This is a genomic window from Enterobacter sp. 61D5 (assembly GCF_034107965.1).
GTDB lineage: Bacteria > Pseudomonadota > Gammaproteobacteria > Enterobacterales > Enterobacteriaceae > Enterobacter > Enterobacter cloacae_M.
The window spans coordinates 1-9,257 of the sequence record NZ_JAWNFK010000032.1 but is presented as its reverse complement, the minus strand read 5'-3'; the positions used below and the strand labels follow the sequence as shown (position 1 = coordinate 9,257).

General features: G+C 52.9%; 7 protein-coding genes and 1 pseudogene. 5 read left to right on the top strand and 3 right to left on the bottom strand.

Annotated elements, in window-relative coordinates; genetic code table 11:
- Positions 1-137: 137 nt before the first annotated feature.
- Positions 138-1,091 carry a nickel/cobalt transporter gene (locus UTM25_RS21880; RefSeq protein WP_194401600.1) on the top strand — a complete coding sequence of 318 codons (954 nt, stop codon included), beginning with the start codon at positions 138-140 and terminating at the stop codon, positions 1,089-1,091.
- 33 nt (positions 1,092-1,124) lie between these two features.
- Here the strand turns inward: UTM25_RS21880 and proP are convergent, their stop codons facing one another.
- Positions 1,125-2,627: a glycine betaine/L-proline transporter ProP gene (gene proP / locus UTM25_RS21875; RefSeq protein ID WP_045355283.1), complete on the bottom strand. Its 1,503-nt coding sequence runs from the start codon at positions 2,625-2,627 to the stop codon at positions 1,125-1,127.
- A gap of 648 nt (positions 2,628-3,275) precedes the next feature.
- Between proP and kdgT the strand changes: the two genes are divergently transcribed.
- Entirely contained in the window at positions 3,276-4,268 is a 993-nt protein-coding gene (kdgT, locus tag UTM25_RS21870) for a 2-keto-3-deoxygluconate transporter (RefSeq protein ID WP_194401601.1), read from the top strand.
- Positions 4,269-4,312: 44 nt separating this feature from the next.
- Here the strand turns inward: kdgT and UTM25_RS21865 are convergent, their stop codons facing one another.
- Together UTM25_RS21865 and crfC are read right to left on the bottom strand one after the other, a co-directional pair.
- A complete protein-coding gene (locus UTM25_RS21865) occupies positions 4,313-5,188 on the bottom strand; it encodes a diguanylate cyclase regulator RdcB family protein (RefSeq protein WP_194401602.1) in 876 nt (291 codons plus the stop codon).
- On the bottom strand, positions 5,185-7,539 hold the full coding sequence (gene crfC / locus UTM25_RS21860) for a clamp-binding protein CrfC (RefSeq protein ID WP_194401603.1): 2,355 nt from the start codon (positions 7,537-7,539) through the stop codon (positions 5,185-5,187). Before crfC ends, UTM25_RS21865 begins: the two co-directional genes overlap by 4 nt.
- A gap of 595 nt (positions 7,540-8,134) precedes the next feature.
- Here crfC and UTM25_RS21855 point away from each other — a divergent pair.
- From UTM25_RS21855 to UTM25_RS21845, 3 genes and pseudogenes are all read left to right on the top strand, one after another.
- Positions 8,135-8,470, top strand: coding sequence for a zinc ribbon domain-containing protein YjdM (locus UTM25_RS21855; RefSeq protein WP_023310096.1), 336 nt, complete (start codon positions 8,135-8,137; stop codon positions 8,468-8,470).
- Positions 8,471-8,550: 80 nt separating this feature from the next.
- Positions 8,551-8,994, top strand: coding sequence for a VOC family metalloprotein YjdN (gene yjdN, locus UTM25_RS21850; protein WP_194401604.1), 444 nt, complete (start codon positions 8,551-8,553; stop codon positions 8,992-8,994).
- Between the two features lie 151 nt (positions 8,995-9,145).
- A pseudogene (locus UTM25_RS21845) lies at positions 9,146-9,257 on the top strand (phosphonate ABC transporter ATP-binding protein); the annotation flags it as partial.

The window sequence follows — 9,257 nt, the reverse complement described above, 5'->3', positions numbered from 1 at the left end:
AGCAAAACCCCGCCTTATACCCTTTTATGCACAAAGTTATCCACAATCATGAGCGGATCGCGATGCGATCCCACGAATTGAGCGAAAAGATCAACTATACTAGCGGCAAATATTCTCCTCAGTGCAGGCCCACCTTCATGACCACACAACGCCTCGCCCGCGACTGGCGTCTCCCTACAGCAGGGGTGATGCTGCTGGCACTTCTCTTTGCGGGTTTTACCCTGCATGCGCACTGGAACGCCTTTATCCAGTGGTGTCTCGCCACGCAAATTACGCTGCACCGCTATCTGGTGATGTATCTGCTGCAGCTTAATAACCACCAGTACAGCGGCCGATTATGGCTGTTAACGGGGGCTTTCCTTTATGGTGTACTTCACGCCATCGGACCCGGGCACGGAAAATTCATCGTGACGACCTATCTGACCACCAATAAGGAAAGCGAGCTGGCCGCCCGGGTCGTCCCCTTCCTGGGTAGCCTGATGCAGGGCGTCAGCGCCATTCTGTTTGTCTTTATTCTGGCGGTGGGGTTTAACCTCGCCTCGGGGGATATCAGTACCAGCCGCTGGTACGTGGAGAAGATAAGCGCAGTGCTTATTGGCGCATTCGGTGCTTTTGTCATTTATCAGGCGCTGAAGAGCCTGCGCCCGCGCAGGATGTCTATCTCCGCCATCAAGCCTCTTCATCAGCGCGATGAACACTGTGACTGCGGCCATCACGGCGTAGGTACAGACCTGACGCAGGGCGACTGGAAAACCCGTCTGGGCGTGATTCTGGCGATTGGCGCACGCCCGTGCAGCGGGGCGATCATGATTCTGATGTTTTCGAACGCGCTGGGCATTGTCACCTGGGGAGTGGCCGCGGTCATGACCATGTCTTTGGGCACCGCACTTTCTATTGTGGGGCTTTCCCTGGCAGTACGCTACGCCCGCGAGTGCACGGTGACCTGGTTCGGAGAAAGCGCCTCATTAAGATGGCTGGTGCCAGCAGTCAAAATAGCCGGAGGGATAGTCCTGATCCTGTTTGCGACGGTGCTGTTCCTGACGGTGATCCCCGTCAGCACCAATGGCGACTACATCGCTGCGGGATGCTAATAAAAGAAAACCCGCCGTTGGCGGGTTTCTTTATTACTCGTTGATGCGTGGATGCTGGTCCACCAGTCGGGAGCGTTTTTTCTGCAGCTCTTCAATCTCTGCGTCAATATCCTCAATCTTCTGCTCTACGTTATCGTAGTGCTCGCGCAGGATCTCTTTCGCTTCCTGGATGTCAGACGCCGCAGGCGTTGCGCCTTTCAGAGGGCGATTCGCCGTCTCCTTCATGGTAAGACCGGTAATCAGACCAATCACCGCAATCACCATCAGGTAATAAGCCGGCATCATCAGGTTCTGCGTGCTCTCGACCAGCGAGGCGGCAAGCGTCGGAGTCAGACCGGCAATCAGCACCGAGATGTTAAAGGCCGCGGCCAGCGCGCTGTAGCGAATATGCGTCGGGAACATCGCGGGCAACGTTGAGGCCATCACCCCGATAAAGCAGTTAAGGATCACCGCCAGCATCAGCAGACCGGCAAAAATCAGCCCCAGCACATCACTGTTAATCAGAATGAATGCCGGAATTGCCAGAGCAAACAGCGCAACGCTTCCCAGAATAATGAACGGTCGACGACCAAAACGGTCACTCAACAGGCCCATAATCGGCTGCACAAACAGCATACCCACCATGATGGCGATAATAATCAGCACACCGTGATCTTCCGAGTAGTGAAGGTTATGTGACAGGTAGCTGGGCATGTAGGTCAAGAGCATGTAGTAGGTCACGTTGGTCGAAATCACCAGACCAATACAGGTCAGCAGGCTGCGCCAGTGCTTAGTGGCAATCTCTTTAAACGACACCTTCGGACCATCCTGCAGCCCTTCGCGGTCACCCTGCTCAAGTTTATCGACGTGCTGCTGGAAGGCAGGCGTCTCCTCAAGCGCATGACGCAGGTAGAGGCCAATAATCCCCAGCGGCAATGCCAGGAAGAACGGAATACGCCAGCCCCAGTCGAGGAAGTTATCTTCACCCACCACGGTTGAAATCAGCACGACTACGCCCGCCCCCAGGACAAACCCGGCAATCGATCCGAAGTCCAGCCAGCTTCCCATAAAACCGCGCTTACGGTCCGGGGAATACTCGGCGACGAAGATCGAGGCACCGGTATATTCACCGCCTACGGAGAAGCCCTGGGCCATCTTACAAATCAGCAGGAGAATGGGTGCCCAAATGCCGATGGTGGCGTAAGACGGTATAAGGCCGATACAGAATGTACTGATCGACATAATGACGATGGTGATGGCCAGAATCTTCTGACGACCATATTTATCGCCGAGCATACCGAAGAACAGACCGCCCAGCGGGCGAATCAGGAAGGGAACGGAGAACGTACCCAGTGCGGCGATCATCTGCAGGCTGGGATCGGCCCCGGGGAAAAACACTTTACCTAACGCATAGGCTACAAAGCCGTAGACACCAAAATCGAACCATTCCATCGCATTACCGAGCGAGGCTGCGGTAATGGCTTTACGCAGCTTTGCGTCATCAATAATGGTGACGTCGCGAAGCGTGATGGGTTTAATCTTTTTCCTTCTCAGCATAGCTATCCTCGTTGACTCGGCCCTGTCTGTTTCACAGTCCAGTTAGCGTTCTGTGAACCATGGGATCCGCTCCATGCGAATCGCCTTATTCAAGCGTAGCAGGTTTACTTACATTGACGTTTTACGTCGATACAACCGAACCTGTTGACGCCTGCCTGGGCAGTTAATGACCTTTTTACCCTACCAGCGTTTATATTTGTGATCAACTTCACACATATTTTCGCGTCTCGTCAACTCAGTCCAATTTTTGTCAAGGAGTGCAAATAAGTACTTCCTTACCCCATCTAAAGGACATCCTCCCGCGCGTCATTATTTCTTTCTTAACGGAAAAACAAACCACGTTAATTCACATCAGGTTTACATAAATTTTCATCAACAGGAACCAGCTTCAGGTTTTACATTGAATATGTGATGGATATAACTAAAACAATGTTTTATTTTCATTGAATCAATATTCCAATGATCGCATCATAAATCCTAATTCAGCGTTTTATGTGTTTCAGAAAAAGGTTAATTGAGAGCACGCATTTAATTTTGTTGCAGGGCTTTCGAAAAAGCACCGCAAGCAATAAGAGTAATTGATTGAATTTATTGACTAATTCCTAACACCTATCACCCGTCCTGCGGGATCCGATGTGAGGTTTGTCTATGAAGATTAAAGCCACGATAGAACGTATACCCGGCGGCATGATGCTGGTTCCGCTGGTGCTGGGCGCCATCCTGAATACTCTTGCTCCCGATACCGGAGCCTATTTCGGTGGTTTCACAAAAGGCATGATAACAGGCACGGTTCCCATTCTTGCCGTCTGGTTTTTTTGTATCGGCGCATCCATTAATTTGCGGGCAACGGGGACAGTATTACGGAAATCCGGAACGCTGGTGATAACCAAAATAGCGGTAGCCTGGGCGGTGGCAATGATATGCGCGATGTTCATTCCGGAGAATGTAATTCAGACCGGGTTCTTTGCGGGTTTATCGGTCCTGGCGATTGTCTCGGCAATGGATATGACCAACGGCGGATTGTACGCCAGCCTGATGAACCAGTACGGAACGAAAGAAGAGTCCGGCGCATTTGTGTTGATGTCTCTGGAGTCCGGCCCATTGATGACGATGCTGATCCTGGGGTCTGCTGGCCTGGCCTCGTTTGAACCGCACCATTTTGTCGGCGCAATCCTGCCCTTCCTGGTCGGTTTCGCCCTTGGCAATCTCGACCGCGATCTGCGTGATTTCTTCAGCAAAGCCACGCCGGTGCTGATCCCTTTCTTCGGTTTCGCACTGGGGAACACCATCAACCTGAAGGTCATTCTCGATACCGGCCTGCTGGGCATTGTGCTGGGTGTCGCCGTGATCGTCATCACCGGTATTCCGCTGATTATTGCCGACCGCGTAATCGGAGGAGGAAACGGCACGGCCGGCGTCGCCGCCTCTTCAGCCGCGGGAGCTGCTGTTGCAAACCCGGTGATTATCGCCCAAATTAACCCGGCCTTCGAACCGGTCGCCGCTTCAGCGACGGCACTGGTTGCCGCGAGCGTAATTGTCACCGCGATTCTGGTCCCCATCATCACGGCGCTGTATGCGAAACGCTACGGGAATATGCAAGAGACCCTGCCTGAACCGAAGCCGATAGAAATGAATCATTAACACACCGCACCATTCCCTCTCCCAACGGGGAGAGGGTGAGGGATTTACCCAAAAATCTCTTCCACCATCCCGTCCACCAGCCGTTTTGCCGAACAGAGCCTCGGCATGCCCAGCGCGACGGTCTGCCAGTTTTGCGTCACTGACCAGCTCACCGGATGTTGATCCGCCTGACACCAGTCCCCCAGCCAGCCCAGCATGTCTTTATGATCGATTAAACCCGGAGAGGCCGGCGTTGTCAGCCACTGGTGATAGAAATGGCGGGTCGTGGGGGACGCATTGATGCCCTGTGCCAGATAGTTAGCCGCCATGCTGCGCAGGTTATCCTTAAGCATTGCCGCCACATCTTCATTCGCGAGACGGCATGCGTCACCAAATGCCCCCCAGCGCAGCTCTTCCAGGACGATAAAACAGCGCCCGGCCAGCGACCAGCCATCATAATGCCCGGCCCGCCAGCGGGTAAAAATCTGCTCGCTGTGCTCACCCGCCTGCACCGTCAGCCCGCGCTGGGTTAGCGCCTTCTCTTTATATGCGGCGCGTTGGGTAAAATGAGAGGCGAGTTCAGCGTACTGCTGCATCAGCCCCGGGGACTGCTGGGCGCGCGGGTGAGTCTGCTGGCGCAAAGCAATCAGTTTCTCTGCCATCAGCGTCAGCGCGAGATGACCCGGGTCAAGCATGCCGGCCAGTTTTTCCGCCAGGCCCAGGCGCAGCGCTGCATTTTCATTGAGCATACCCGCTATCGCCCAGGGGCGTAGCCGGGTATGCGTCATGATTTCCTGAGTCAAACGCTCACGAAACTGAAGCTGTTGAGGTCCCAGGTGAGGATGACGCGCCGCGTCCACTCCCTGAACCAGATCGACCATAAATTTTGGATTAATACACTCCAGCGTTCGCCCGGGGCCGTCCAGTAGTGGTGTTGTCATGGTTGCTCTGCCGCGAATAGAGTTTGAATATCATCGCGTAACAGTCGGGTATCTTCCTGTATCCACGTTGCAGTAGTAATACTTTGCTTCAACAACTGGCAGAGCGCTCGGGTTGAATGCTCATTCTGTTGACGCACTGCGAGGCTATCACGCAAGCTTTCCTGTAACCCGGTCAGGCACAGCGAAAATTCTGCAAAGAACGTTGCCATTCCTGCCGTAACAGAGACATCGACCTGCGCGGAAAAAGCTTTACGTATTTGTTCACAAAACAGCTCAATATGTTGCTTAAATTTGTCATGTAGCTGCGCAATATCGATAACATAGCGCGTGCGCGTTTCCACATACTCATCCCAGCCCCAGCCCGGGTTATTGAGCCAGCGAGAGACCGTTTCTCGCATGCTGCTCCCGCCTGATGACGGGCCTGCCTGGCTGTCATCCTGCGCTATCGCATCATTAAACAGCGCCCGCGTATTGAAGTTAAGCTGGTGAGCCTGAAACGCCGGGAAACTGATCCGCGCCCGAAAGCCCGCATGGCTGAGATGCTCTTTAATACGCGTTTCGATGGGGCGCATGGCTTCGTTCAGGGAACGCGCAAGCGTAGATTCAAGCTGGTCGAAGCGTAACGCCAGCTCCCGGCAGATTTTCGTCTGTGCATCCAGCATCACCCGTTCGCAGGAGGAGCGGATCTTACTTAGCGCGATCTGCGCCTTCCCTTCATCGTCCAGAACCAGCTGCTTCAGCTCGTGCGGCTCGTCACCGTGAGCGTTCTGCCGATCGATGCCTGCCAAATCAAGAATATGCTGAGCGCTGAACACCTCGCCAATCGCCTGGTTAAGCGCGTTTTTTTGGGCACCCATAAAGTCCGCAGTGGCGTTCAGCGCCTCCTCAACTTCATGTTTCACCTCATCGCTCACCACGCTCTGACGCGTCTGGAGAAGCGCCATATCCTCTTCCAAACGTGCGATATTCAGTTCCAGCGCCTCAAAGGCAACCGTCAGCCCCTGATAGCGGAAGTCGAGGTACTCCCGGGCATTTTGTGCGTAGTTGAGCAGCTTGTGCGAGGCCGAACGCAGCGCGTAAAGCGAGGAATTGGCATAGGCGGCGTAGATCAGCTTGCGTATCGGTTGTTCGAAAAGCGAATCTTCCCAGAGTAAATCGGCAGCATGACGAATATGGTCGATATCGTCCAGGTCCGCCGTACGCCAGCGCCGCCCAAGCGCCGCTTCGGCAAAGTCCTGCACCCAGGGTTGCTCCTGATGATCCGGCAGTTGTCCGTGGTTACTCATCTCGTAGCGAGCGCGGTTTGCCAGATAGGCCCACATGGACGAAACGGGGTAGATTTGGCCAGGCGAAATATTGCCTTTCATTAAGGTGCCGGAGATCATCGCCCGGATCTGCTCTTCATCGTCGCTATTGCGATCTTTCTGATCGAACTTATTGACCAGCGCATACAGCGGCACGGATTTTCCCGCCGCGGAAATGGCCTGGCGGACTTCTTCATCAGAGATGGATTTAAGCTGGGTATAATCCATCACGGCCAGCACCGCCGACGCGCGGGACAACTGCTCGCTGAGCATTTTTTGCAGATGCGGCTGTCCGGCCTCATTCGGCCCGGGCGTATCGAGCAGCGTCAGCTGTCCGAGGTGAGCATCCAGACCCGCAAGATGCACGAACTCCACTTCAATCACCGGAATATGTTCGATAGCCGCATACTCAGAGAAGGGAAACTCCACCCCTAACGCCTGGGAAAGTCTCACCAGGTCGTTGAGGCTTTTCAGACAATAAAATATCGGCTGCGCGCCCAGGTGATGCTTCTCAAAAGCCTCTCCTTTTTCAATGCGCTCCAGCAGCGTATTCATGTCTTTATCAATTTCCAGATGCTGAGCCAGCTTTCCGCGATCGTAATCGCATAGCTTTTTCTGTAGCAGTTGGATCAATTCATCAATGGGCGAGGCATGTGAGAAATGCAGCACCGGCTCCTTCTGACCCGGCGTGTGGCGAATCAGAGTAGGAAGCGCCGTCATCGGACGATTGCGGTTCGGCAACACTTCGGTCCCCACAATCGCATTAATGGTGGTCGATTTCCCCGCTTTCATAGTGCCCACAATAGCCAGGACCATTTCCAGCCGGGTTATTTTTCGTAATTCATTATTCAGCATCGCCTGCTGCGCTTCGACACCGCGCGCGCTAAAATGCAAAGGTAAAACGTTGTTCTTTTCACCCGTAATAGCAGCCGCGGTGCTCTCCAGCATCGCAGTCGGCATAGATTTCAACGTATCAAGGTTTTGCAGGGAGAGCTGTAACAAACGCTCAGCTTCCTGGCTTAATTCAAAAATGGTCTGTGTGTGCATGATAAAAGCCTTTCCTTAACGCAAATTTATTACTTTTATTAAGCCACTGGTATTAATTATGTTGTTCAGGCTTATATGATCACGTGTGGAAAACATGTTCGCCGAAATATAACTGATTGATGATAATCAGAAATAATTCGCTATCCTTGCATGGCGTGTATAGCTCCCCTCCTGGCCTGACGGCCAAAGGAAAAAAGCGTAGCCCAATTTTAAGAAACTTCAGGATATATCATCATTATTTACCCACCTAAAAAGAGAGGTAATACGCCCCTGCCAAAAGATATGGATGGCAGTGAAGTCAGGAGATAAATAACAATGTGTCGCTTCACCTTATCCGAAATGAAGGAGCGTAGCAATTTGCTGCAATAAAATATTCGATATATTTAGCGTCATTTCTTCCCACCGTGTTAATGAGGTAAGCATCGCTTAACTGACTGACAGGAAATGTCACTCCCGATACGCTTTTTGCATTTTTTTAATTCACAATGTCACCGACAAACGTGTGGATTTGCGCTATACTTGCCGCCTTTTTCGGCACGCTGCCGTCATTTAGCTGGCACTTTCCAGCGCGTTTACACTTTTTGAGGATACCGATATGTCACTCCCACACTGCCCAAAATGCAATTCTGAATACACCTATGAAGATAATGGCATGTTCATCTGCCCGGAATGCGCTCACGAATGGAACGATGCCGAACCATCACACGATGCTGATGCACTTGTCGTAAAAGATGCGAACGGCAATCTGCTGGCGGACGGCGACAGCGTAACCGTGATTAAAGATCTGAAAGTGAAGGGCAGTTCTTCCATGCTGAAGATCGGCACCAAAGTGAAGAATATCCGTCTGGTTGAAGGCGATCATAATATCGACTGCAAAATTGACGGCTTCGGTCCGATGAAGCTGAAATCAGAGTTCGTGAAAAAGAACTGATTTACCCGCCCGGTGGCGCTTCGCTTACCGGGCTTGCGGGAACTACACTTAACGAGCTTTTCTTACGTGAGGTAAAGATTATGCCGTTAAGTCCCTACATCTCGTTCGCCGGCAACTGTGCAGAAGCCACTTCTTTCTACCAGCAAGCCGTCGGCGCAGAGCTTCTCTATAAAATCACCTTCGGCGAAATGCCAAAAAGCGATAACAGCGAAGAAGGCTGTCCGTCCGGTATGCAATTTCCGGATTCGGCTATCGCTCACTCCAATGTCCGCATTGCGGGCAGCGATATCATGATGAGCGACTGGATGCCGCCGGGCAGCAACGCGCAGTACGCGGGCTTCACGCTGGTACTCGATACTCAGGACGTTAATGAAGGCAAGCGCTGGTTCGACAACCTCGCCGCGGGCGGGAATATCGACATGGCCTGGCAGGAAACCTTCTGGGCACACGGTTTCGGTAAAGTCACCGATAAATACGGCGTGCCGTGGATGATTAACGTCGTTAAGCAGCAACAAACGCCTTAGGCCGGATAAGCGCAGCGCNNCTGCGCTGACCGGGCCTACGGTGATTGTCATCGAATTCCCCTCAACTCTTCAAACTCCCGCAACCCAGACTTAACCCAAATGTCACATTGATGCGCCAGCATGAGGCCACATTTATCGTGAGGCCCAGCACATGCAAACCGTCATCCGCGTCGAGAAACTGAGCAAGACCTTCAATCACAATAAGGCTCTGCATGCCGTTGATCTGACCGTCCAGCAGGGCGAAATGGTGGCGCTGCTGGGGC

What these genes read in the sequence shown, in the direction of transcription:
- UTM25_RS21855 (WP_023310096.1), top strand. Translation starts at nt 8,135, where the DNA reads ATGTCACTCCCACACTGCCCAAAATGCAATTCTGAATACACCTATGAA.
- kdgT (WP_194401601.1), top strand. Translation starts at nt 3,276, where the DNA reads ATGAAGATTAAAGCCACGATAGAACGTATACCCGGCGGCATGATGCTG.
- yjdN (WP_194401604.1), top strand. Translation starts at nt 8,551, where the DNA reads ATGCCGTTAAGTCCCTACATCTCGTTCGCCGGCAACTGTGCAGAAGCC.
- UTM25_RS21865 (WP_194401602.1), bottom strand. Translation starts at nt 5,188, where the DNA reads ATGACAACACCACTACTGGACGGCCCCGGGCGAACGCTGGAGTGTATT.
- proP (WP_045355283.1), bottom strand. Translation starts at nt 2,627, where the DNA reads ATGCTGAGAAGGAAAAAGATTAAACCCATCACGCTTCGCGACGTCACC.
- crfC (WP_194401603.1), bottom strand. Translation starts at nt 7,539, where the DNA reads ATGCACACACAGACCATTTTTGAATTAAGCCAGGAAGCTGAGCGTTTG.
- UTM25_RS21880 (WP_194401600.1), top strand. Translation starts at nt 138, where the DNA reads ATGACCACACAACGCCTCGCCCGCGACTGGCGTCTCCCTACAGCAGGG.